The organism is Bacillus sp. 179-C3.3 HS, assembly GCF_047229225.1.
Taxonomy (GTDB): Bacteria; Bacillota; Bacilli; order Bacillales; family Bacillaceae; genus Bacillus.
The window spans coordinates 32944-55260 of sequence record NZ_JBFEFT010000025.1; the positions used below are offsets into that span (position 1 = coordinate 32944).

General features: G+C 41.4%; 22 protein-coding genes, 2 tRNA genes and 1 pseudogene. All 25 read left to right on the forward strand.

Annotation, left to right across the window (positions count from 1 at the left end; genetic code table 11):
• The first annotated feature begins 38 nt into the window (after window positions 1–38).
• Entirely contained in the window at window positions 39–347 is a 309-nt protein-coding gene (gene yabP / locus AB1K80_RS14430; RefSeq protein WP_412857426.1) for a sporulation protein YabP, read from the forward strand.
• A complete protein-coding gene (gene yabQ / locus AB1K80_RS14435; RefSeq protein ID WP_412857428.1) occupies window positions 344–982 on the forward strand; it encodes a spore cortex biosynthesis protein YabQ in 639 nt (212 codons plus the stop codon). Before yabP ends, yabQ begins: the two co-directional genes overlap by 4 nt.
• 17 nt (window positions 983–999) lie before the next feature.
• Window positions 1000–1365: an FtsB family cell division protein gene (locus AB1K80_RS14440; RefSeq protein WP_412857430.1), complete on the forward strand. Its 366-nt coding sequence runs from the start codon at window positions 1000–1002 to the stop codon at window positions 1363–1365.
• A 91-nt stretch (window positions 1366–1456) separates the two neighbouring features.
• Window positions 1457–1852, forward strand: a complete 396-nt coding sequence (locus tag AB1K80_RS14445; RefSeq protein WP_008357409.1) for a S1 domain-containing RNA-binding protein — start codon at window positions 1457–1459, stop codon at window positions 1850–1852.
• A 178-nt stretch (window positions 1853–2030) separates the two neighbouring features.
• Window positions 2031–2104: transfer RNA gene (locus AB1K80_RS14450), tRNA-Met, on the forward strand.
• 26 nt (window positions 2105–2130) lie between these two features.
• Window positions 2131–2202, forward strand: a tRNA-Glu gene (locus AB1K80_RS14455).
• Window positions 2203–2405: 203 nt separating this feature from the next.
• On the forward strand, window positions 2406–4889 hold the full coding sequence (gene spoIIE, locus AB1K80_RS14460; RefSeq protein ID WP_412857432.1) for a stage II sporulation protein E: 2484 nt from the start codon (window positions 2406–2408) through the stop codon (window positions 4887–4889).
• Between the two features lie 77 nt (window positions 4890–4966).
• Window positions 4967–5704, forward strand: a complete 738-nt coding sequence (locus AB1K80_RS14465; RefSeq protein ID WP_412857434.1) for a VWA domain-containing protein — start codon at window positions 4967–4969, stop codon at window positions 5702–5704.
• Window positions 5682–6695, forward strand: coding sequence for a protein kinase domain-containing protein (locus AB1K80_RS14470; protein WP_412857436.1), 1014 nt, complete (start codon window positions 5682–5684; stop codon window positions 6693–6695). Before AB1K80_RS14465 ends, AB1K80_RS14470 begins: the two co-directional genes overlap by 23 nt.
• A gap of 96 nt (window positions 6696–6791) precedes the next feature.
• Window positions 6792–8214: pseudogene (gene tilS / locus AB1K80_RS14475) on the forward strand (tRNA lysidine(34) synthetase TilS).
• Window positions 8211–8750 (forward strand): hypoxanthine phosphoribosyltransferase, encoded by a 540-nt coding sequence (gene hpt / locus AB1K80_RS14480; protein WP_008357399.1) that lies wholly within the window; start codon window positions 8211–8213, stop codon window positions 8748–8750. The pseudogene tilS and the gene hpt overlap by 4 nt, the downstream one beginning before the upstream one ends.
• A gap of 95 nt (window positions 8751–8845) precedes the next feature.
• The gene (gene ftsH, locus AB1K80_RS14485; RefSeq protein ID WP_412857439.1) at window positions 8846–10747 is read left to right on the forward strand and encodes an ATP-dependent zinc metalloprotease FtsH; all 1902 of its coding nucleotides are present in this window, start codon (window positions 8846–8848) and stop codon (window positions 10745–10747) included.
• A 165-nt stretch (window positions 10748–10912) separates the two neighbouring features.
• Window positions 10913–11689, forward strand: a complete 777-nt coding sequence (locus AB1K80_RS14490) for a type III pantothenate kinase (protein ID WP_412857441.1) — start codon at window positions 10913–10915, stop codon at window positions 11687–11689.
• Between the two features lie 14 nt (window positions 11690–11703).
• A complete protein-coding gene (gene hslO / locus AB1K80_RS14495; RefSeq protein WP_412857443.1) occupies window positions 11704–12579 on the forward strand; it encodes an Hsp33 family molecular chaperone HslO in 876 nt (291 codons plus the stop codon).
• A 47-nt stretch (window positions 12580–12626) separates the two neighbouring features.
• On the forward strand, window positions 12627–13535 hold the full coding sequence (locus AB1K80_RS14500) for a peptidyl-prolyl cis-trans isomerase (protein ID WP_412857445.1): 909 nt from the start codon (window positions 12627–12629) through the stop codon (window positions 13533–13535).
• Window positions 13536–13612: 77 nt separating this feature from the next.
• Window positions 13613–14536: a cysteine synthase A gene (gene cysK / locus AB1K80_RS14505; RefSeq protein ID WP_412857447.1), complete on the forward strand. Its 924-nt coding sequence runs from the start codon at window positions 13613–13615 to the stop codon at window positions 14534–14536.
• Between the two features lie 124 nt (window positions 14537–14660).
• Window positions 14661–16079 carry an anthranilate synthase component I family protein gene (locus AB1K80_RS14510; RefSeq protein ID WP_412857449.1) on the forward strand — a complete coding sequence of 473 codons (1419 nt, stop codon included), beginning with the start codon at window positions 14661–14663 and terminating at the stop codon, window positions 16077–16079.
• A 13-nt stretch (window positions 16080–16092) separates the two neighbouring features.
• Window positions 16093–16686, forward strand: coding sequence for an aminodeoxychorismate/anthranilate synthase component II (gene pabA, locus AB1K80_RS14515; RefSeq protein ID WP_412857451.1), 594 nt, complete (start codon window positions 16093–16095; stop codon window positions 16684–16686).
• Window positions 16683–17531 (forward strand): aminodeoxychorismate lyase, encoded by an 849-nt coding sequence (gene pabC, locus AB1K80_RS14520; protein ID WP_412857453.1) that lies wholly within the window; start codon window positions 16683–16685, stop codon window positions 17529–17531. The genes pabA and pabC overlap by 4 nt, the downstream gene beginning before the upstream one ends.
• Window positions 17532–17540: 9 nt before the next feature.
• On the forward strand, window positions 17541–18398 hold the full coding sequence (folP, locus tag AB1K80_RS14525) for a dihydropteroate synthase (RefSeq protein ID WP_412857455.1): 858 nt from the start codon (window positions 17541–17543) through the stop codon (window positions 18396–18398).
• On the forward strand, window positions 18391–18753 hold the full coding sequence (gene folB, locus AB1K80_RS14530; RefSeq protein ID WP_412857467.1) for a dihydroneopterin aldolase: 363 nt from the start codon (window positions 18391–18393) through the stop codon (window positions 18751–18753). Before folP ends, folB begins: the two co-directional genes overlap by 8 nt.
• A complete protein-coding gene (gene folK / locus AB1K80_RS14535; RefSeq protein WP_412857457.1) occupies window positions 18750–19253 on the forward strand; it encodes a 2-amino-4-hydroxy-6-hydroxymethyldihydropteridine diphosphokinase in 504 nt (167 codons plus the stop codon). Before folB ends, folK begins: the two co-directional genes overlap by 4 nt.
• A complete protein-coding gene (locus tag AB1K80_RS14540; RefSeq protein WP_412857459.1) occupies window positions 19205–19438 on the forward strand; it encodes a helix-turn-helix domain-containing protein in 234 nt (77 codons plus the stop codon). The genes folK and AB1K80_RS14540 overlap by 49 nt, the downstream gene beginning before the upstream one ends.
• Complete coding sequence (dusB, locus tag AB1K80_RS14545) at window positions 19431–20432, forward strand: tRNA dihydrouridine synthase DusB (protein WP_412857461.1); 1002 nt, start codon at window positions 19431–19433, stop codon at window positions 20430–20432. Before AB1K80_RS14540 ends, dusB begins: the two co-directional genes overlap by 8 nt.
• A 90-nt stretch (window positions 20433–20522) precedes the next feature.
• Window positions 20523–22022 carry a lysine--tRNA ligase gene (gene lysS / locus AB1K80_RS14550; protein ID WP_412857463.1) on the forward strand — a complete coding sequence of 500 codons (1500 nt, stop codon included), beginning with the start codon at window positions 20523–20525 and terminating at the stop codon, window positions 22020–22022.
• The last annotated feature ends 295 nt before the right edge of the window (window positions 22023–22317 follow it).

Here is a 22317-nt window from a genome sequence, read left to right on the forward strand (position 1 = left end):
TGCAGTAAATGCAAGTATGAGATATGGGGGATGTATGGATGAATCAATATTATAATCAACCTCAAAGCACGAAACTGTCGTCAGAAGCAGAGCACAATGTCACCATGCGAAATAGAAAGCATTTAGATATTACTGGAGTCAAACAGGTGGAAAGCTTTGATAATGAAGAATTTCTGCTTGAAACGGTCATGGGGATTTTAGCCGTTCGTGGTGAAAATCTGCAAATGAAGAATTTAGACGTAGAAAAAGGCGTTGTGTCCATCAAAGGCCGTGTCTTTGATTTAATTTATGTAGATGAGCAGCACGGGGAGAAAGCTAAAGGAATTTTTAGCAAGCTGTTTAAATGACGCTGACAGTCCAGTTTTATACGATGCTTTCGATGGCAGCGATGGGCATCTGGCTGGGCGCATCGCTGGATACGTACAAGCTCTTTGTGAACCGAAAGAAAACAGCAAAATGGCTGCTTGGAATTCACGATATTCTTTTCTGGTTAGTGCAAGGCTTATCCTTCTTTTATGTGTTACTGCTAACAAATGAAGGAGAATTCAGGCTATATATCTTTTTGGCCGTTGCCTTAGGTTTCTCTATGTATCAAGCACTGATGAAACAGCTATACATCAAAGTGCTTACATTCATCATGGCTTGTATGTATAAGACCGTTCTCCTCCTGAAAAGATTGGTCATGGCGCTGGTCTTTCAACCGATCCGTTGGAGTGTCACTTTGATCATGGGTGTTGCACTTTTCTTGCTTCACTCACTCTTACGTCTTGTTCGCTTTACGTTTCGGTTCGTGTGGAGGGTGCTAGCAATTGTTTGTTATCCGCTTATCTGGTTACTCAATGTCACAATTGTGCATCGAATTCCCGAAAAATGGCGAACAACCATTAGGCTGTTTTTTTCAAAAAGAGCAGGAATTTTGCAAGGGTTCAAGAAATTATCTCGTACCATCAAAACGAAATGGAAGCAATTTTGGACAAAGTAAGAGAGGAGGCCTTCTTCATGAACGAGAGAAAACGAAATATCGCACAAATTCAAAACGAATATCAAAAACAAATGGAACAGCAAGCACAGCGGTTAAAACGCAAACGACGTGGACTTTTGAGAAGGCTTACCGTGTTTGGTGTGGTGGTGCTCATGTTTGCTGTGTTGGTGACAAGTGCCCTCTGGTCACAATCGTCCGCATTAAAGGAAAAAGAGGAAAAAAAGGTTGCGCTAGAGAAAGAATTGAAGGAATTACAAAAAAATCAGGAAGATATTTCTGATCAAATTAAGAAACTGAAAAGCAAGGAATACGTGCTCGAACTGGCACGGCGGGACTATTATATGTCCAAAAAAGGCGAAAAAATCTTTGATGTGGGCAATTAGAGCGATTAGCCTTGTTGACACTTAAAATTCAGTTTATGTATAATTGAACAAATGAGATTTTTTTATAAGTCTAAGGAGGAGCACTTTTTTTATGTCGATTGAAGTTGGCAGCAAGTTACAAGGGAAGGTTACGGGCATTACTAATTTTGGAGCTTTTGTGGAGTTGCCAGGAGGTTCAACTGGTCTCGTTCATATCAGCGAGGTAGCCGATAACTATGTAAAAGATATTAATGAGCATTTAAAAGTCGGTGAACAAGTTGAAGTGAAAGTGATTAACGTTGAAAAAGACGGTAAAATTGGCTTGTCCATTAAAAAAGCAAAAGATCGTCCTCAACAACAATCAAGACCGAGCAGAAATGATTTCCGTCCGAAGGAATCGTTTGAGCAAAAAATGAACAAATTCTTAAAGGATAGCGAAGATCGCTTAACATCTTTAAAGCGTAATACGGAATCAAAACGTGGGGGGCGCGGAGCAAGAAGAGGTTAACTTGTTGCTGCTTTCTATATAACTTTACAATGAAGCACCTGCTGTTTAGTAGGTGCTTTTTTTCTTATGTTCACCTCACCTTTTCACATAATTCGTGATTAATTTTAAACTTTCTATTGACGGACAAGCCAATCCTTTGTATTATAGATCTTGTGCTTCTTAGCGCATTTTCAATTATGGCGGTGTAGCTCAGCTGGCTAGAGCGTACGGTTCATACCCGTGAGGTCGGGGGTTCGATCCCCTCCGCCGCTATCTTTTTTACCTGAACAATCAAGCAAGGCCCGTTGGTCAAGCGGTTAAGACACCGCCCTTTCACGGCGGTAACACGGGTTCGAATCCCGTACGGGTCATCTTTAAAGCAGCTTTCAATTTGAAAGCTGCTTTTTTGTATTTTTCGTAAAATCATGATGAAACATAGCGACTTACATGAAAGGATGCCTTTTCGACGAACAAAGCGTCGAACGTTTTATAGAAACGACAACTTCTTTTGACAAAATATCTTTCCCGCCTTCGCTATAATGACTAGCAACGATATCAGGTGGGGGATGAGAAAATGGAAAAACTAGAAAGAAGAACTGATTTAACGGGAGCGGGCTTTGAAAGAATCAGTACGGGTTTCAAAAAGATGAAAAACCTCTTTCTTCATCATACGCATTCTCTTTTTTTCTATAGAGGGTTTATTTATGTTGTTCTCGGCTTCTTATTAGGACGAGCCTTTATTTTATCGGAAATTATGCCCTTTGCTTTACCTTTCTTTGGATCCATGTTGCTCATTAAAAGAGACAAGGCGATGCTCGCATGCCTATCCTTACTGGCTGGGGCCATGACGATATCACCGCAAAATGCATTATTTGTGTTTGCCTCATTGCTCGTATTCCTTCTTATGTCAAAAGTGATGTCTTTCATCATAAAAGATCCAGTCAGAACATTGCCGGTTGTGGTTGTTCTTGCGATGTTAATGACACGAGGGGCGTTTGTCTATGCAGAGCATGGCGCTGTTCAAAGCTATGATTATGTCATGGCGGGCGTAGAGGCAGGACTGGCTTTCATTTTGACACTGATATTCCTCCAAAGCTTGCCTATTTTTACAGTACGGAAGGTGAAGCACTCTTTAAAAGTAGAAGAAATCATTTGTTTTATGATTTTAATTGCATCAGTCTTAACTGGTTTAGCAGGTATCACCTTTCAAGGAATGCAAGCGGAGCATATTTTATCCCGTTATGTCGTGCTTACATTTGCCTTTATTGGAGGAGCCAGCATTGGTTGTACCGTCGGTGTCGTGACGGGTTTAATTCTGGGACTTGCCAACATCGGGAATCTCTATCAGATGAGTCTGCTTGCTTTTTCAGGATTGTTAGGAGGACTATTAAAAGAGGGGAAAAAGGCAGGCGCTGCCATCGGTTTAATTGTTGGTTCTTTGCTTATTTCACTTTATGGGGAAGGGTCAGCAGGTCTGATGACCACGTTATATGAATCAGTCATCGCAGTGACTTTGTTTTTGCTTACACCACAATCAGTGACTTCGAAAGTAGCAAAGTATATTCCTGGAACGACAGAGCATGTGCAGGAGCAACAGCAATACGCTCGGAAAGTAAGAGATGTGACAGCTAAAAAGGTAGACCAATTTTCTCATGTATTTCATGCGCTGTCTGAGAGTTTTGCGACATTTTATGAATCCATTCCAGAGGATAAAAAGCAGGAAGAGGATGTCGATCTATTTTTAAGTACGATCACAGAGAGATCCTGTCAAACGTGCTATAAGAAAAATAAATGCTGGGTGCAGAACTTTGATACAACCTATGAACTCATGAAACAAGTTATGCATGAAACGGACGAAAAAACATATGAACATAACCGAAAATTGAAAAAGAAATTCAGTCAGCACTGTTCAAAGTCAAAACATGTAGAGGAATTAATTGAAGAAGAGATTGCTTACTACAAAGCAAATCAGACTCTTAAGAAAAAAGTCCAAGACAGCAGACGGCTTGTTGCCGAACAACTATTAGGTGTTTCACAAGTTATGGAGGATTTTTCCCGGGAAATAAAACGAGAAAGAGAGCAGCATTTTATTCAGGAAGAGCAGATGATAGAAGCGCTTCAGCACTTCGGAATTGAAATCCAGCAGGTCGAAATATATAGCTTGGAGCAGGGGAATGTTGATATAGAAATGCGGATTCCTTATTGCAATGGTCATGGTGAATGTGAAAAGATCATTGCCCCAATGCTATCGGATATTTTAGAAGAGCAGATTTTAGTGAAAACGGAGCAATGTGCAGAGCATCCAACAGGCTATTGCCATGTTGCTTTTGGATCAGCGAAATCGTACCGAGTAGCGACTGGTGTCGCACATGCGGCAAAAGGTGGAGGGCTGGTGTCAGGAGACAGCTACAGCATGATGGAACTTGGCGCTGGCAAATATGCAGCAGCGATTAGTGATGGGATGGGAAATGGGGCAAGGGCCCATTTTGAAAGCAATGAGACCATTAAGCTGTTAGAAAAAATATTGGCATCAGGCATTGATGAAAAAGTGGCGATTAAGACCATAAATAGTATTTTATCGTTACGAACAACGGATGAGATATATTCAACACTCGACTTATCCATTATTGATTTACAGGATGCCAGCTGTAAATTTCTCAAGATTGGTTCGACCCCAAGTTTTATTAAGCGGGGAGATCAAGTGATGAAGGTACAAGCGAGTAACTTGCCGATTGGGATTATTGATGAATTTGAAGTTGAGGTTGTGAGCGAACAGATGAAGGCAGGCGACCTTCTCATTATGATGAGTGACGGCATTTTTGAAGGACCGAAGCATATTGAAAATCACGATTTGTGGGTTAAACGAAAAATGAAGAGCTTTAAAACAGAAGACCCTCAAGAAATTGCTGATTTATTAATGGAAGAGGTGATTCGGACAAGATCAGGTCAAATCGACGATGATATGACGGTTGTTGTCATTAGGCTTGATCACAACACACCTAAATGGGCATCAATTCCAACAGGTGCATTCTATCTTGAGAAACAAGAGATTTCTTAACATATTCGTATAAGATGAATATCTTCTGGCGATGATGGGGATATAAGCATTCAGTTACAATCCCAGGAGGAATGAAGATGCGAAAAGGTCACGTAAACCAAATCTTATTGATTACAGATGGCTGCTCAAACCATGGAGAAGATCCACTCGCGATTGCTTCATTGGCAAAAGAGCAAGGGATCACAGTCAATGTCATTGGCATTATGGAAGAAAACAGACACGATCATGAAGCGATGAAGGAAGTTGAAGGAATCGCCCTAGCGGGTGGAGGCATTCATCAGGTTGTCTACGTACAGCAACTATCTCAAACCGTCCAAATGGTCACAAAAAAAGCAATGACTCAAACATTGCAAGGTGTTGTGAATAAAGAATTGCAACAGATTCTTGGCAAAGATACAGAGATGGAAGAACTTCCACCTGACAAGCGTGGTGAAGTCATGGAAGTTGTCGATGAGTTAGGAGAGACTGTCCACCTACAAGTTCTTGTCCTTGTCGATACAAGTGCGAGTATGAAACCCAAGCTGCCAACCGTTAAAGAAGCACTCATTGATCTCTCTATCAGTCTAAATTCAAGAATTGGCGAAAATCAGTTTGGAATGTGTGTATTTCCCGGGAAAAACTCAGATGCTGAAATCGTGTTGAATTGGACACCACGATTCGATTCGTTGTCATCTATTTTTCCGAAATTAACGACTGGAGGAATTACTCCGACTGGACCAGCACTGCGGGAAGCTCTTCAGCATTTCAAATCAGTTCGATCACGTAAAGGGTTACTTGAAGCAAAGGAAGAACATGATGAAGAATTCGGTTTCTAACATCCCGCTAGGCACGGTGGTTAAAGGGAAATGGCATCACCATCATTACCGTATTGTAAAAGAGCTGGGAAAAGGAGCGAACGGTGTTGTCTATCTCGCCGAATCGCCAACTGGGCAAATGGCCCTCAAAGTGAGTGATGACAGTATGCATATTGCATCTGAAGTCAATGTATTAAAATCCTTTTCAAAGGCTCCTGTGAAAACAATGGGGCCTTCTTTTTATGATATGGATGATGCAATTTATCCGGGAATGACTCAAAAGCAGTCATTTTATGTGATGGAATATGTCAGAGGCCCGCTGCTTCTCGACTTTGTCAAACAAAAAGGCGACGAGTGGATTGTGGTTTTAATGATTCAGCTATTGTCTAACCTAGCTCATTTACATAAGGAAGGATGGATATTTGGTGACTTGAAGCCAGATAACCTGATCGTTTCAGGGCCGCCTGCAAGCATTCGGTGTATTGATGTCGGAGGGACGACAAAAGCAGGACGAGCCATCAAAGAGTATACGGAGTTTTTTGATCGAGGGTATTGGGGATTTGGTCATCGAAAGGCAGAACCAACATATGATCTTTTTGCTTTAAGTATGATCATGGTAAATTGTGCTTATAAGAAAGAGTTCAAAAAAGGCACTGAACCAGAAAAACAACTTTACGACGCCATTGAAGGACATCCTGTATTAAAAAAATATGAGAGGGTGTTGCGAGCTGCACTTCAAGGAAACTATCAGTCAGCAAATGATATGAAAAGTGCGATGCTGCGAGAAGGGCAGTTGCACATGTCGAGAACAAGTCGTCAAAAGAAGCAAGCACAAAAAAGCCGCCATCCATCAGCTGTTAGCCAAAAGCAGCAGGTGACGTCACGTTCACGGGTAGCCGCCTCCCAAAAAGCGTCTGTACGCAAAAAATCAGGAGGTCTGTCTGAAACCATTATCATCTTGTGCAGCATACTCGCTCTTTACTGTGGATATGTCGTTTTATTCCTACTGTAGGACTGTAAAAAAGCAGGCTTCTTCTTTGCTTGAAGCTACTGAAAGTGATAGGATATGTATATCTTTAAATTACCTGCTCTTTGTGAGGAGGCAGTTGTGAATAGAATTGAATCTTTTTTGAAAAAACATGATGTTAACCTTGAAAATACGACAGTCATTGTCGGGGTTTCCGGCGGACCAGATTCCATGCTCTTATTGCATGAGCTAAACAAGCGGCGAAAAGGTTCCTTCCAGCTGATAGCAGCCCATGTAGACCACATGTTCAGAGGCGAAGAATCCTTTGCTGATTTGACATTTGTTCAAGAGTATTGCAAAGAAAGAGAAATTCCATTTGAATCGGCACGCATACAGGTAACTCAATATGCAAAAGAAAACCGCTTAAACAAACAGGCAGCTGCAAGAGAGTGCAGATATGCCTTTTTTCGTCAGTTGATGGCGCAATATAACGCTGAATTTATAGCGCTTGCACATCATGGAGACGATCAAGTCGAGACGATGATGATGAAGCTGACGAGAGGAACTGTTGGGATAGGACTTGCAGGGATACAGGCGAAACGCTCCTTTCAAGAAGGCTGGCTGATTCGTCCGTTGCTTGGCTATTCTAAGGACGAAGTGCTAAAAGCATGTGAAAAGGAACATGTTCCATATGTCGTTGATCAAAGCAATCATACGGATGACTACTTGAGAAACCGCATGAGAAGACACATCCTCCCTGTATTAAAGGAAGAAGCACCTCATGTGCATCAAAGCTTTCAATTTGTCAGTGAGGTACTAACTGAGGATGAACAATACTTACAGGCATTAGCGAAGGAACAAATGAATCAAGTGATGACGAGTCAAACACCGAAACAAATCGAGATCAAAATCCAGCCTTTGCTTGACCTGCCTTTGCCTTTACAAAGAAGAGGCATTCAACTAATATTAAACTATCTTTATGAAAACACTCAGTCGGTGTTTTCAAACCAGCATATTCTAGGGATTTTGGACTGGTTATCTCAAACAGAGCAGCCGTCTGGATCATTAGATTTGCCAAAGGGTTTACAAGCAGTAAAGTCTTATCGTCACTGTATGTTTACCTTTGAACGATCGCTTTTATCTGAGCGTCCTTATGCTCTGTCATTAAAGGCTGAGCTAGGAGAGGAACTTTCTCTGCCAAATGGACGATCAATCGTGGTATCAAAGCATGTTCCGAAGGATGCACGGAACGGGAACTGTTTTTTCATACTTCAAAAGAACCGTGTTCAACTTCCGTTGATCATTCGATCACGAAAAATTGGTGATCGAATCAAACTTAAAGGGATGAATGGTTCGAAAAAGGTGAAGGATATATTTATTGATAAAAAAGTGCCTCTTGCAGAAAGAGACAGCTGGCCGATCGTCACTGACTCGGATCATCAAATCATCTGGATACCAGGTCTGAAAAAATCCGTTTTTGAAGAAATTGATATGACAAACAGCGATCTCATTGTATTACAATATAGACAGCACGAAAATTTGTAGGGGGCAAGCAAAAGCATGAAACAAGATATCGAAAAGATTTTGATCTCAGAAGAAGAGATCCAGCAAAAGGTGAAGGAACTGGGTGCAACATTAACCAGCGATTATGATGGTAAATTTCCCCTGGCTATTGGTGTTTTGAAGGGAGCTCTTCCATTCATGGCAGACTTGATCAAACACATTGATACATATCTGGAGCTTGACTTTATGGATGTATCAAGCTACGGAAAATCTACCGTATCTTCTGGAGAAGTAAAAATCATTAAAGATTTAGATACTTCTGTTGAAGGAAGAGATATTTTAATTATGGAAGATATCATCGACAGTGGGCTAACTTTGAGCTATCTGGTAGAGCTTTTCCGATACCGTAAAGCAAACTCCATTAAAATTGTGACATTGCTTGATAAGCCAAGCGGTCGTAAAGCAGACATCAAAGCAGATTATGTTGGATTTGAAGTGCCAGATGCGTTTGTTGTCGGTTATGGATTGGATTTCGCTGAACGTTACCGAAACCTCCCGTATATTGGAGTGTTAAAACCATCAGTTTACGAAGGATAATCAACAGACGTATACATGAGGTTATTGGTTGTATTGGAATGTTTTTCTATGATACTATTGAACATAGTTGTGCTTACTGTGGGAGGAGGTAAGGAATGAATCGGGTTTTTCGTAATACGATTTTTTATATACTTATTTTATTACTTGTGATAGGGGTTGTCAGTTGGTTAGGATCCCCTAATCAAAAGCCTGAGAACATGTCTTACAGCAAATTTTCGCAAAATCTAAGTGCGGGAAAAGTGGAGAGTATCTCCATTCAGCCTGTAAGAGGGGTTTATGAAATTCGAGGCCAATTAGAAGGCGCGAAGAAAGATCAATTTTTCATTACCCATGTTCCAGATGGTCAAGGTGTTGACCAAATTTACAGTGCACTGAAAAATACAGATGTAAAAGTAGAACCAGCACCTGAAACAAATGGATGGTTGCAAGTTCTTACAACGATCATTCCATTTATTATCATCTTTATCTTGTTCTTCTTCTTGCTGAATCAAGCTCAGGGCGGCGGTAGCCGAGTGATGAACTTTGGTAAGAGTAAGGCGAAGCTTTACACAGAAGAGAAGAAGCGCGTGAGATTCAAAGATGTTGCGGGTGCAGATGAAGAAAAGCAAGAGCTTGTAGAAGTCGTTGAGTTCTTGAAGGATCCACGTAAATTTGCAGAGCTTGGCGCAAGAATTCCAAAAGGGGTTTTACTAGTAGGACCTCCAGGTACAGGGAAAACATTGCTTGCTAGAGCATCTGCTGGAGAAGCGGGCGTTCCTTTCTTCAGTATCAGTGGTTCTGACTTCGTCGAGATGTTTGTCGGTGTCGGTGCTTCACGTGTACGTGATTTATTTGAAAATGCGAAGAAGAATGCTCCTTGCTTAATCTTTATTGATGAGATTGATGCAGTCGGTCGTCAGCGTGGAGCAGGTCTTGGCGGTGGCCATGACGAGCGTGAGCAGACGCTTAACCAACTTCTTGTTGAAATGGACGGTTTTAGTGCAAATGAAGGGATCATCATCATTGCAGCTACAAACCGAGCAGATATTCTAGATCCTGCATTGCTTCGTCCGGGACGTTTTGACCGTCAAATTACGGTTGACCGCCCAGATGTCATTGGTCGTGAAGAAGTACTGAAAGTTCATGCGAAAAACAAACCGCTTGACGATACAGTAAACTTGAAAGCCATTGCAAGCAGAACACCAGGTTTCTCTGGAGCTGATCTTGAGAACTTGCTAAACGAAGCGGCACTCGTTGCTGCACGTCAAAACAAAAAACAAATCGATATGCGTGATATCGACGAAGCGACTGACCGTGTCATCGCTGGGCCGGCTAAGAAAAGTCGAGTCATTTCGAAGAAAGAGCGTAATATCGTGGCATACCATGAAGCAGGACACACTGTCATTGGACTTGTCCTAGACGAAGCGGACATGGTGCATAAAGTAACCATCGTTCCTCGTGGTCAGGCAGGCGGATATGCGGTTATGCTTCCGAGAGAAGATCGTTATTTCCAAACGAAGCCAGAGCTGCTTGATAAAATTGTCGGCTTGCTCGGCGGTCGTGTTGCAGAGGAAATCACGTTTGGTGAAGTAAGTACCGGCGCTCACAATGACTTCCAGCGTGCCACAGGCATTGCGAGAAGAATGGTAACTGAGTTCGGTATGTCTGATAAACTTGGTCCACTACAATTTGGCCAATCACAAGGTGGTCAAGTATTCCTTGGTCGTGATTTCAACAACGAGCCGAATTATAGTGAAGCGATCGCTTATGAGATTGACCAAGAAATTCAGCGTTTCATCAAGGACAGCTACGAGCGTGCAAAACAAATTCTCACTGAGAATAAAGATAAGCTAGAAATTATTGCACAAGCCCTTCTAGAAGTTGAAACATTAGATGCTGAACAAATTAAATCTCTTTACGAAACTGGGAAGCTTCCAGAGCGTGTATACGCAGATGATGAAGAGAAAAACGATGATGTGAAAGTGAACATCAAGAAAAAAGAAGATGAGGAGAAGTAATCTCCTTTGCTAAAAAGCTGCTGGGATCACCAGCAGCTTTTTTTTATTTCGTTTCCATAAATGGATCGGTTTCGAATTGTTTACAAATGGAACTCAATTCGTGTATGGTATGATAGAAAGTCGAAAAATGATCTTTTTGAGAAACTATTCAAAGTGGTGATAAAGTTGTTACTTGTGATAGATGTAGGAAACACAAACACCGTGTTAGGTGTTTATCATAAAGGTGAACTAAACTACCATTGGCGTATTGAAACAAGTCGTCACAAAACAGAAGATGAGTTTGGTATGTCCATTCGTTCTCTGTTTGATTATGTAGGATTGATGTTTGATCAAATAGAAGGGATTATTATCTCATCTGTGGTCCCACCAATGATGTTTGCCCTAGAAAGAATGTGTGAAAAGTATTTTCACATTACACCCCAGATTGTCGGACCTGGCATGAAGACCGGACTGAACATTATGTGTGACAATCCAAAAGAAGTAGGCGCTGATCGCATTGTAAATGCAGTGGCAGCCATCCATTTATATGGGGCACCCCTCATTGTGGTTGACTTTGGTACAGCTACAACCTACTGCTACATCAATGAACAAAAACAATACATGGGTGGAGCCATTGCACCGGGTATTACCATCTCAACTGAAGCATTATATACGAGAGCGGCGAAGCTTCCAAGAATTGAGATTGTCCGTCCAGATCACATTGTTGGAAAAAATACCATCAGTGCGATGCAATCAGGGATCCTTTATGGATATGTTGGACAAGTCGAGGGAATAGTGAAACGGATGAAGGAGCAAGCCAAACAAACACCGAAGGTCATCGCAACTGGCGGTTTGTCTACATTAATTGGGAATGAGTCAGACTGCATTGATGTTGTCGATCCGTTCTTAACTTTAAAAGGACTTCAACTGATTTATGAACGTAACCGCGTCGGTGTATTATAGGAGGTTTAATCGAAATGGATTACTTAGTTAAAGCGTTAGCATATGATGGTAAAGTCCGTGCATATGCTGCCAACACAACAGATACAATCAACGAAGCACAAAGGAGACATTATACATGGCCTACTGCGTCAGCAGCGATTGGTCGAACTATGACTGCTACTGTCATGATGGGTGCTATGTTAAAAGGGGAAAACAAGCTCACTGTTAAAATCGAAGCGGGTGGGCCGATTGGTGCCATTATTGCGGATGCCAATGCAAAGGGGCAGGTGCGAGGATATGTCTCCAACCCACAAGTTCACTTTGATTTAAATGAACATGGCAAGCTAGATGTCAGACGTGCTGTTGGAACAACAGGCACATTAAGTGTCGTAAAAGATGTCGGAATGAGAGAACACTTTACAGGTCAGACAGAAATTGTCTCAGGTGAAATTGGTGATGACTTCACCTATTATCTCGTCTCTTCTGAGCAAGTACCATCTTCGGTTGGAGTAGGTGTTCTTGTGAACCCAGACAACTCTATCCTTGCGGCTGGTGGATTCATCATTCAATTGCTACCAGGTACTGAAGAAGCGGTCATTGAACGTCTAGAAAAACGACTATCAACCATCGAACCCATTTCCAAACTCATTGAAAAGGGATTGTCACCAGAGGAAATTTTGGAAGAGGTTCTCGGTGAAAAGCCTCAATTCTTAGAAACTGTCCCTGTCGAATTCTCTTGTAATTGTTCAAAAGAACGGTTTGCAAATGGAGTGATCAGCCTAGGTAAAGCCGAAATTGAAGACATGATTGAAACAGACGGACAAGCAGAAGCTCAATGCCATTTTTGTAACGAAACGTACGTATTTACAAAAGAAGAGCTAGAAGAGCTACGTGACGAAACAACCCGCTAAGCTCTAAGCAGCGGGTTTTTCTTTTGATGCTAGAAAGGAGACGGAAGATGAGATTAAAAGCAAGAGTGGTATGGACATTTATCCTCGTTTTGCTCATGATCAATGCGGTTGTCATTGCTTATGTACTGACAAAGTCGCAAATGTCACAGGCTTCTTCAAACGGGAAAAGCGGTGAAGAAATTGCGTCTATAGGAAACGAGAGTATTACCCGTCAGGAATGGTTGAAAAAAATGGAGGATCGCTACGGAAAAGCGACACTTGAGCAAATGATCAATCAACAAGTGGTGAATCAGCTTGCGAAAGAAAACAATATAAAGCTCACTTCAACAGAAATCAATAGAGAATTACTTATGTTAAAAGCAGTTTCTAATCATTTCTATGAAGACGGTCAGACAAGTGAAAAGGAATGGAAAGAACAGATCCGTTATCAAATTTTATTAGAAAAGCTCTTAACGAGAGATGCCGTTGTTTCTGACAAAGAGGCCAAAGCCTTCTATGAAAAAAACAAGGATTTATATCAATATGATGATTCATACAGAATTCGTCATATCGTTGTAAAAACGCAAGAAGAAGCTAACAACGTGTTTAAAGAACTTAAAGGTGGATCTAGCTTTGAAGCAGTAGCAGCTGAACGTTCAACCGATCGTTATACTTCACCCTACGGCGGAGATCTAGGATTCGTGACAGAAGAACAAGAAAGTATTCCAGCCTTATACATACAAGAAGCCCAAAAGCTTCAACCGAATAAATGGACAAAAGAACCGATCCAGACGAAAAATGGATATGCCATTATTCAATTGAAAGAAAAACTAAATGGTCGTTCTTTCTCTTATGAAGATGTAAAAGATCAGATCAAAAGACAGATTGCGATGGAAGACCTAGGCGGAAAGGCGAACGTCAAAACCCTGTGGAAAGAAGCGAAAGTCACATGGTTTTACGAAGGGGAACAGGACTAAAAGCATTGACAAAATTTTTCGAAATTGATAATTTAATATTAATACAATAAAATTACTCGGAGATAGAGGTGTTAGTGATGGCTCGTATTGCAAATTCAGTTTTTGAACTAATAGGAAATACACCAGTCGTTAAATTAAACCGTTTAGTAGAAGAAGACAGTGCGGATGTCTACTTAAAACTGGAATACATGAATCCGGGCAGCAGTGTGAAAGACCGTATCGCCTTAGCGATGATTGAAGATGCTGAAGCGAAAGGGAAATTAAAAGCAGGTGACACACTGATTGAACCAACAAGTGGTAACACAGGGATCGGACTTGCGATGGTAGCTGCAGCAAAAGGGATCAATGCCATTTTGGTTATGCCGGATACAATGAGTCAGGAGCGTCGCAACCTTTTACGTGCTTACGGGGCTGAGCTTGTCTTAACTCCTGGTACAGAAGGAATGAAAGGTGCAATCAAAAAAGCAGAAGAGCTTGCACAAGAGCATGGCTATTTCATGCCACAGCAATTTAACAACGAAGCCAATGCTGAGATTCATCGCCGTACAACTGGGAAAGAAATTCTTGAACAGTTTGATGGTGAGCTCGATGCATTTATTGCAGGAGTTGGTACGGGTGGTACGATTACTGGTGCTGGTGAAGTCTTAAAAGAAGCAATTCCATCTATTCAGCTTTATGCAGTAGAACCAACAGATTCTCCTGTATTATCAGGAGGAAAGCCAGGTCCGCATAAAATCCAAGGAATTGGAGCGGGATTTGTACCTTCTATTTTGAACACGGAAGTATATGACGGTATTATCCAAGTGAAAAACGAAGATGCATTTGAGCTTGCAAGAAAGGCAGCGAAAGAAGAAGGAATCCTTGGCGGAATCTCTTCAGGAGCAGCCATTTACGCCGCTCTTCAAACAGCGAAGAAGCTAGGTAAAGGGAAAAAGGTTCTAGCGATCATCCCAAGTAATGGAGAGCGTTACCTAAGTACACCTCTTTATCAATTTGATTAAACGACACACCCCAGCGTTTGCTGGGGTTTTTTGACGATTTCTGAAGATGGAAAGCAAATACTATTTTCTAAATAAATTGGATTGGATTACAATAAGGTTAACGAAAATGAAAAAGGATGATAACATGACACAACGCAGGCCAATAGGCATCAAAATTCCTTTTACGAAAGATGACTTTTTAAATAGATATGAACAACTATCAGCACATGAAACACATCACGTTCTTTTAGAAAGTGCCAGAGGCGGGGCATACAGCATAGCTGGGATTCGCCCGATTGCGAAAGCAAAAGGAAAAGATGGGATGACAACCATCCATTATCAAGATGACGTGCTATTCAAAGAAGGCGATCCATTCAGAGCCTTTGCTGATTGGTTTCAAACCCTTCAAACAGAAACAAACGAGGATTACCCTGACTTTCAAGGTGGAGCGATTGGGTTTTTAAGCTATGACTACGCAAGATACGTAGAGCAATTCAAAATGCTATCAATTGATGATCTCAATACACCAGATATGTATTTCCTCGTATTTAATGATGTCGCTGTTTTTGATCACCAAGAAGAGGTTTTATGGCTGATGACGCATACTGAAGGAGAAGAGTCTCTGTCTGATGCGAATCAAAGGTTGGAAGAATGGAAGTTGGAATGGACAAGTACGTCAGAGGTAACCGCACACTCACCGCTCCATACACCTTCGGCGGAATTTGTACCAGCAACATCTTTCACGGAGGACACCTTTGGTGAAGCGGTAGAGAAAATCAAGCAATATATCGCAAACGGTGATGTGTTCCAAGTCAATCTATCCATCAGACAAGATGAACAGCTACACACCCACCCGTACGAATTGTACAAAACATTACGCCAGGTGAATCCATCCCCATACATGTCTTATGTGCATACACCTGATTTCCAAATTGTTTGTGGATCACCAGAGCTGCTCATCAAGAAAAAAGGAAATCAGTTAGAAACAAGACCAATTGCAGGGACAAGATCTAGAGGAAGAGATGATGCAGAGGATCAAGCGCTGGCGAAGGAACTTATTGAAAATGAAAAAGAACGCGCGGAACATGTGATGCTGGTTGATCTAGAACGGAATGATCTTGGACGTGTATCCACGTATGGCTCAGTAAAAGTAAATGAGTTTATGGCAATCGAAAAATACTCGCATGTCATGCACATTGTATCTAACATCCAAGGTGAGCTACGCGATGAATGTGATGCAGTCGATGTGATGCAAGCTGTATTTCCTGGTGGAACAATTACAGGCGCTCCGAAAGTTAGAACAATGGAAATTATAGAAGAACTTGAGCCGACAAGACGAGGGCTTTATACTGGATCTATAGGCTGGTTTGGATTCAATCAAGATATGCACTTTAATATCGTCATTCGTACAGCATATTGTACAGAAGGCAAAGCCTTTATGCAGTCAGGTGCCGGCATTGTCATTGATTCTGTCCCAAAACACGAATATAAAGAATCCATCAAAAAAGCCTATGCAGTAAAAAAGGCATTACAGTTGAGTAAAGAAGAGACAATTTTGAGTTAGAGGTGAGCAGAGTATGATATTAATGATTGATAATTATGATTCATTTACGTACAATCTCGTTCAGTATTTAGGTGAACTTGGAGAAGAATTGATTGTGAAACGAAACGATCAAGTGACGATTCAAGAAATTGAAGAGATCAAGCCCGACTTTTTAATGATTTCACCAGGACCGTGTAGTCCGGATGAAGCTGGAATCAGTATGGAGGCGATCCAACATTTTGCTGGAAAGATCCCGATCTTTGGTGTGTGCTTAGGTCATCAATCCATCGCGCAAGTTTTTGGAGGAGATGTCATTCGAGCAGAGCGATTAATGCACGGGAAAACGTCAGAAATTATGCATGATGGAAAAGGTGTCTTCAGTGGCCTTCAAAATCCACTTGTTGCAACGAGATATCATTCATTAATCGTTAAAAACGAGACATTACCAGACTGCTTTATTGCGACAGCTAGCACAGAGGAAGGCGAGCTCATGGCAATCCGCCACAAAGAATGGCCGATCGAAAGCGTCCAGTTTCATCCTGAATCGATTATGACGTCCTTCGGAAAAGACATGCTCAAGAATTTTATTGAGACGTATCGTCAAAAGGGGCATGAAGTAAACGCATGATCATTTATCTGAACGGTCAGTATATAGAGGAGAAAGCCGCAGCTCTTTCCCCTTTTGATCATGGTTTTCTATATGGCATCGGTGTGTTCGAAACATTTACCAGCTTAGCGGGACAAGTCTTCCTGTTGGATTGGCATCTTGAAAGGCTCAATCAATCATTACGTGACCTTTGCATCGAATCCACAATAGAGAAACCATTTGTACTCGACATCATACAAAACTTGCTGCATCAAAATCATCTAACCGATGGTCATGCGAGAATTCGCTTCAATGTCTCTGCTGGCCAAGGCAATGGATTCTCTGCAGAATCTTATAAAGAGCCGGTTATTTTTGTCATGCTGTCTCCTTTCAAACCTGAATCGATTTTAGATGAAAAACAAGGGATGATTCTTGAAACTAGAAGAAATACACCCGAAGGGCCGAGGCGGCTTAAGTCTCATCACTACATGAACAACCTCCTCGGGAAAAGAGAAATCGGCAATGACCCTAAGATAGAAGGGATCTTTTTAACAAAAGAAGGCGATGTGGCAGAAGGGATTACATCGAATGTGTTTTGGAGAAAGGGAGAAGTCATTTATACCCCTTCACTTGACACGGGTATCCTAAACGGAGTCACGCGTCGATATTGTATAGAAACATTACACAACCAAGGTGCCTCTCTAATAGAAGGGCAATTTCCGGTCGATCACCTATTAAGCGCCGATGAAGCGTGGATGACCAATTCGGTTCAGGGGATTGTTCCATTCGGAAAGATAGGACAAGTCACAATGCTGGAAAACAACCGACTGGTTTCAATCAAACTGAGAACACAATATACAAAAGAACGTCTAGAACATAAAGAGTAGGTGGACATAATGACACAACAAGCGATTCAACAGCCAAAAGTAATTCAAGCCAAGCACCATACATTAAATTATGAAGAGAAGACATTGGTCATGGGTATTTTAAATATCACACCTGACTCTTTTTCAGATGGTGGCAAGTTTAATCAAATTGATAAAGCGGTAGCTCGTGCAAAACAGCTGATGGAAGATGGCGCACATATTATTGATATTGGTGGAGAATCTACCCGTCCGGGAGCGGCATTTGTATCAGAGGATGAGGAATTATCTAGAGTCGTTCCTGTGATTGAGAAAATCACACAAGAATTAGATGTGCCGATTTCCATTGATACGTATAAAGCTCATGTGGCGGATGAAGCGGTCAAGGCCGGAGCTTCCATTATTAATGACATATGGGGAGCAAAGGCAGATGATCAAATGGCGCATGTTGCGGTCAAGCACAATGTACCGATCATCTTAATGCACAATCGCCCAGAGCGAAATTACACACACCTTATTTCAGATATGATCGCAGATCTGAAAGAGAGTATACACATTGCGAAACAAGCAGGTGTGCGTGATGACATGATCATATTAGATCCAGGTGTAGGATTTGCCAAAAATAAAGCCGATAACCTCATGGTCATGAATGAACTCGAACACTTCTGTCAAATGGGATACCCACTCCTTCTTGCAACATCAAGAAAACGATTCATTGGTGCTGTATTAGACCTTCCGCCTGAAGAACGTACAGAAGGAACAGGTGCGACTGTTTGTATGGGGATTCAAAAGGGAAGTGCAATGGTTCGTGTGCATGATGTGAAAGAAATCGCTAGAATGGCAAAAATGATGGATGCGATGCTGAATAAGGGAGGCGCTTATCATCGATAAAGTGTATGTGAACGGAATGGAGTTTTACGGTTATCATGGTGTGTTTGCAGAAGAAAATAAATTAGGTCAACGATTCCGTGTGGATTTAATAGCCTCACTCGATTTAAAGAAAGCTGGTCAAACAGACGACCTAAACGAAACCATCAACTATGCAGAGCTCTATAACATCTGCAAAAACATTGTAGAAGGAGAGCCGGTTAATCTAGTTGAGACACTGACAGAACGAATTGCAAGCCAAGTATTAAACGATTTTCCGACAGTTCAGGAATGTACAGTGAAAGTCATCAAGCCTGATCCGCCAATTCCAGGGCATTACCAATCTGTTGCAATTGAAATGACGAGATCACGCGCATGAGCAACATAGCATATATCGCCTTGGGTTCAAATATAGGAAAAAAAGAGACCTACTTAAAAGAAGCGGTCAAAAAACTACACGAGCATCCAGAGGTGCAAGTAGAATCAATATCATCTATATACGAGACAACGCCTGTGGGATACGAGAATCAAGACGATTTTTTAAACATGGCTGTAAAAATCACAACATCGCTTCGTCCGGAAGAGCTGCTCACACTCACGCAAAAAATTGAACAAGAGTTGGGCAGAACGAGAGAAGTGAGATGGGGACCGCGAACGGCTGACCTTGACATTTTACTTTATAATCGTGAAAATATTGAATCAGAACAACTTGTGATACCACATCCAAGAATGTACGAACGTTTATTCGTACTTGTTCCGATGAGTGAAATCTGTCCAGAAATCAATGAAGTACAAATAAACGCCGTTACAGATCAAGAAGGTGTGAGCATTTGGAAAAAGACATGTGGGGTAGAAGAATTCGTGCATACCGAAAGCTAAAAGGGTATACTCAGGAAGGGTTCGCCAAAAGGCTGGGCATTTCTGTCTCTGTCTTAGGAGAAATTGAGCGAGGCAATCGATTACCAACAAAGCAAATGATCAGTCAGATAGCAGATGCTTTAAATATAACGGTGGAAGAACTTTCACCAATACATGAGGAAGAAGGGAGGGGGAAAGATGTTTAAAATCGGAAATGTCGACATTAAAAACAAAGTAGTGCTAGCACCTATGGCTGGCGTGTGTAACTCAGCGTTTAGACTGACCGTGAAGGAATTCGGAGCGGGATTAGTTTGTGCTGAAATGATCAGTGACAAAGCAATCCTGATCAACAATGCCAGAACGATGGGTATGCTCTACATTGATGAACGTGAAAAACCATTGAGCCTACAGATATTCGGAGGCGAAAAGGATACGCTTGTAGAAGCGGCCAAATTTGTTGACCTACATACAACAGCCGATATTATTGATATTAACATGGGCTGTCCTGTACCAAAGATCACAAAATGTGATGCAGGAGCGAAATGGCTACTCGACCCCAATAAAATTTATGAAATGGTTTCCGCTGTTGTGGAAGCTGTTAATAAGCCCGTCACTGTGAAGATGAGAATGGGCTGGGATGAAGATCATATCTTTGCTGTTGAAAATGCCCGTGCTGTTGAAAGAGCAGGTGGACAAGCGGTTGCACTTCACGGTAGAACCCGTGTTCAGATGTATGAAGGGACAGCGAATTGGGATATCATCAAAGAAGTGAAGCAATCTGTCAATATTCCTGTCATTGGCAATGGTGATGTAAAGACTCCTCAAGATGCCAAACGGATGCTTGATGAAACGGGCGTGGATGCTGTCATGATCGGAAGGGCCGCACTAGGAAACCCGTGGATGATTTACCGTACAGTTCATTATTTAGAAACGGGCGAATTGAAAGAAGAACCAAACGTACGTGAAAAAATGTCTGTGTGTAAACTTCATTTAGACAGACTCATTGACCTAAAGGGTGAACATGTGGCTGTAAGAGAAATGAGAAAACATGCAGCCTGGTACCTCAAAGGGATAAAAGGCAATGCGGACGTAAGAAATCAAATTAATCAAAGTGAAACGAGAGCGGAGCTTGTACAGATTCTAGATGACTTTACGATCGAAGCCGAGGCAAAAGAGCTTCAAAGAATAAAAGTAGGATAAGACTATCTTTCTTTTTGTGGCTCACTGCTAGTGGATGTACTGGCAGTTTTTCTGCTTTTCTATGTAAAATACATTATTGGAGTGATTGAAATGAGTAATGAAGGGCTTAATAACGAAGAATTAAATGACCAATTCCAAGTCAGACGTGACAAAATGAATAAAATGAGAGAAGAAGGGATCGATCCTTTTGGTCAACGATATGACCGCTCTCATCAATCAGCTCAAATTATTGCGGAATATGATGAGTTTTCTAAAGAAGAACTAGAAGAAAAAGACGCAACAGTGACAATCGCTGGCCGTATGATGACCAAGCGTGGTAAAGGAAAAGCAGGGTTTGCCCACATTCAAGATCTAGAAGGACAAATTCAAATCTATGTTCGCAAAGATAGTGTCGGAGAAGAAGCTTACGAATTATTCAAAAGCTCAGATCTAGGCGATATTATTGGTGTAACAGGAAGCGTATTTAAAACGAATGTAGGGGAGCTCTCAATTAAAGCGACTAGTTTTGAGGTTCTAACAAAAGCACTTCGCCCACTTCCTGATAAATACCATGGCTTAAAAGATGTTGAACAACGTTATCGCCAACGTTATCTTGACTTGATTGTGAATCCAGAAAGCAAGCAGACATTCATTATGCGAAGCAAGATCATTCAATCAATGAGAAGATATTTAGATGCTAAAGGATACCTAGAAGTTGAAACACCAACTATGCATAGCATCCCTGGAGGTGCATCTGCTCGTCCTTTCATTACTCATCACAACGCACTCGATATGCCATTGTATATGCGTATTGCAATTGAACTGCACTTGAAACGACTGATCGTTGGTGGCTTAGAGAAAGTATACGAAATCGGGCGTGTATTCCGTAACGAAGGTGTATCTACTCGCCACAACCCTGAATTCACCATGATTGAGCTGTATGAAGCATATGCGGACTACAAAGATATCATGAGCCTGACTGAAAACCTTATTGCCCATATTGCCCAAGAGGTATTGGGAACAACGACTATTCAATATGGAGAAGATGAGATCGATCTTAAACCTGAATGGAAAAGACTCCATATGGTTGATGCGGTGAAAGAAGCAACAGGTGTAGACTTCTGGAAAGAGATGACGGCTGAAGAAGCAAAACAGCATGCAGCTGATCATGGCGTTGAAATCACGAAGAATATGTCAGTAGGTCATATCATTAACGAATTCTTTGAGCAAAAAGTAGAAGAAACTTTGGTACAACCTACTTTTATTTACGGACACCCAGTGGAGATTTCTCCATTAGCTAAGAAAAACCCGGAAGATCCACGATTTACGGATCGCTTTGAGCTATTCATCGTGCGCCGCGAACATGCGAATGCATTTACGGAGCTAAACGATCCGATCGATCAAAGAGAACGTTTTGAAGATCAATTAAAAGAACGAGAAGAAGGAAATGACGAAGCACATCTAATGGATGATGATTTTGTGGAGGCGTTAGAATATGGTATGCCACCAACTGGCGGACTAGGAATCGGTATCGACCGATTAATTATGTTACTCACGAACTCGCCATCAATTAGAGACGTACTGCTTTTCCCACAAATGAGAAATCGATAATAGATGAATAAAAGCGCCATTTTATGAATGGTGCTTTTATTTTTCACAAAATGAAACTTTTTTCGAAATAACTATTGCAAGAATAGAATCAAGGTGGTATATTATTATTCGTTGCCGCAAAACAGCAACGAGGTTAAAAAAAGAAATTGAAAAAAGTCCTTGACTTTAACCGAAACGAAATGTTAAGATATTAAAGTCGCTTACGAGCGATAACGAACATGATCTTTGAAAACTAAACAAGACAAAACGTACCTGTTAATTCGAGTTTTTATAAAAAATCCTATGATGATTCATA

What these genes read in the sequence shown, in the direction of transcription:
- yabP (WP_412857426.1), top strand. Translation starts at nt 39, where the DNA reads ATGAATCAATATTATAATCAACCTCAAAGCACGAAACTGTCGTCAGAA.
- yabQ (WP_412857428.1), top strand. Translation starts at nt 344, where the DNA reads ATGACGCTGACAGTCCAGTTTTATACGATGCTTTCGATGGCAGCGATG.
- AB1K80_RS14440 (WP_412857430.1), top strand. Translation starts at nt 1,000, where the DNA reads ATGAACGAGAGAAAACGAAATATCGCACAAATTCAAAACGAATATCAA.
- AB1K80_RS14445 (WP_008357409.1), top strand. Translation starts at nt 1,457, where the DNA reads ATGTCGATTGAAGTTGGCAGCAAGTTACAAGGGAAGGTTACGGGCATT.
- spoIIE (WP_412857432.1), top strand. Translation starts at nt 2,406, where the DNA reads ATGGAAAAACTAGAAAGAAGAACTGATTTAACGGGAGCGGGCTTTGAA.
- AB1K80_RS14465 (WP_412857434.1), top strand. Translation starts at nt 4,967, where the DNA reads ATGCGAAAAGGTCACGTAAACCAAATCTTATTGATTACAGATGGCTGC.
- AB1K80_RS14470 (WP_412857436.1), top strand. Translation starts at nt 5,682, where the DNA reads ATGATGAAGAATTCGGTTTCTAACATCCCGCTAGGCACGGTGGTTAAA.
- hpt (WP_008357399.1), top strand. Translation starts at nt 8,211, where the DNA reads ATGAAACAAGATATCGAAAAGATTTTGATCTCAGAAGAAGAGATCCAG.
- ftsH (WP_412857439.1), top strand. Translation starts at nt 8,846, where the DNA reads ATGAATCGGGTTTTTCGTAATACGATTTTTTATATACTTATTTTATTA.
- hslO (WP_412857443.1), top strand. Translation starts at nt 11,704, where the DNA reads ATGGATTACTTAGTTAAAGCGTTAGCATATGATGGTAAAGTCCGTGCA.
- AB1K80_RS14500 (WP_412857445.1), top strand. Translation starts at nt 12,627, where the DNA reads ATGAGATTAAAAGCAAGAGTGGTATGGACATTTATCCTCGTTTTGCTC.
- cysK (WP_412857447.1), top strand. Translation starts at nt 13,613, where the DNA reads ATGGCTCGTATTGCAAATTCAGTTTTTGAACTAATAGGAAATACACCA.
- AB1K80_RS14510 (WP_412857449.1), top strand. Translation starts at nt 14,661, where the DNA reads ATGACACAACGCAGGCCAATAGGCATCAAAATTCCTTTTACGAAAGAT.
- pabA (WP_412857451.1), top strand. Translation starts at nt 16,093, where the DNA reads ATGATATTAATGATTGATAATTATGATTCATTTACGTACAATCTCGTT.
- pabC (WP_412857453.1), top strand. Translation starts at nt 16,683, where the DNA reads ATGATCATTTATCTGAACGGTCAGTATATAGAGGAGAAAGCCGCAGCT.
- folP (WP_412857455.1), top strand. Translation starts at nt 17,541, where the DNA reads ATGACACAACAAGCGATTCAACAGCCAAAAGTAATTCAAGCCAAGCAC.
- folK (WP_412857457.1), top strand. Translation starts at nt 18,750, where the DNA reads ATGAGCAACATAGCATATATCGCCTTGGGTTCAAATATAGGAAAAAAA.
- dusB (WP_412857461.1), top strand. Translation starts at nt 19,431, where the DNA reads ATGTTTAAAATCGGAAATGTCGACATTAAAAACAAAGTAGTGCTAGCA.
- lysS (WP_412857463.1), top strand. Translation starts at nt 20,523, where the DNA reads ATGAGTAATGAAGGGCTTAATAACGAAGAATTAAATGACCAATTCCAA.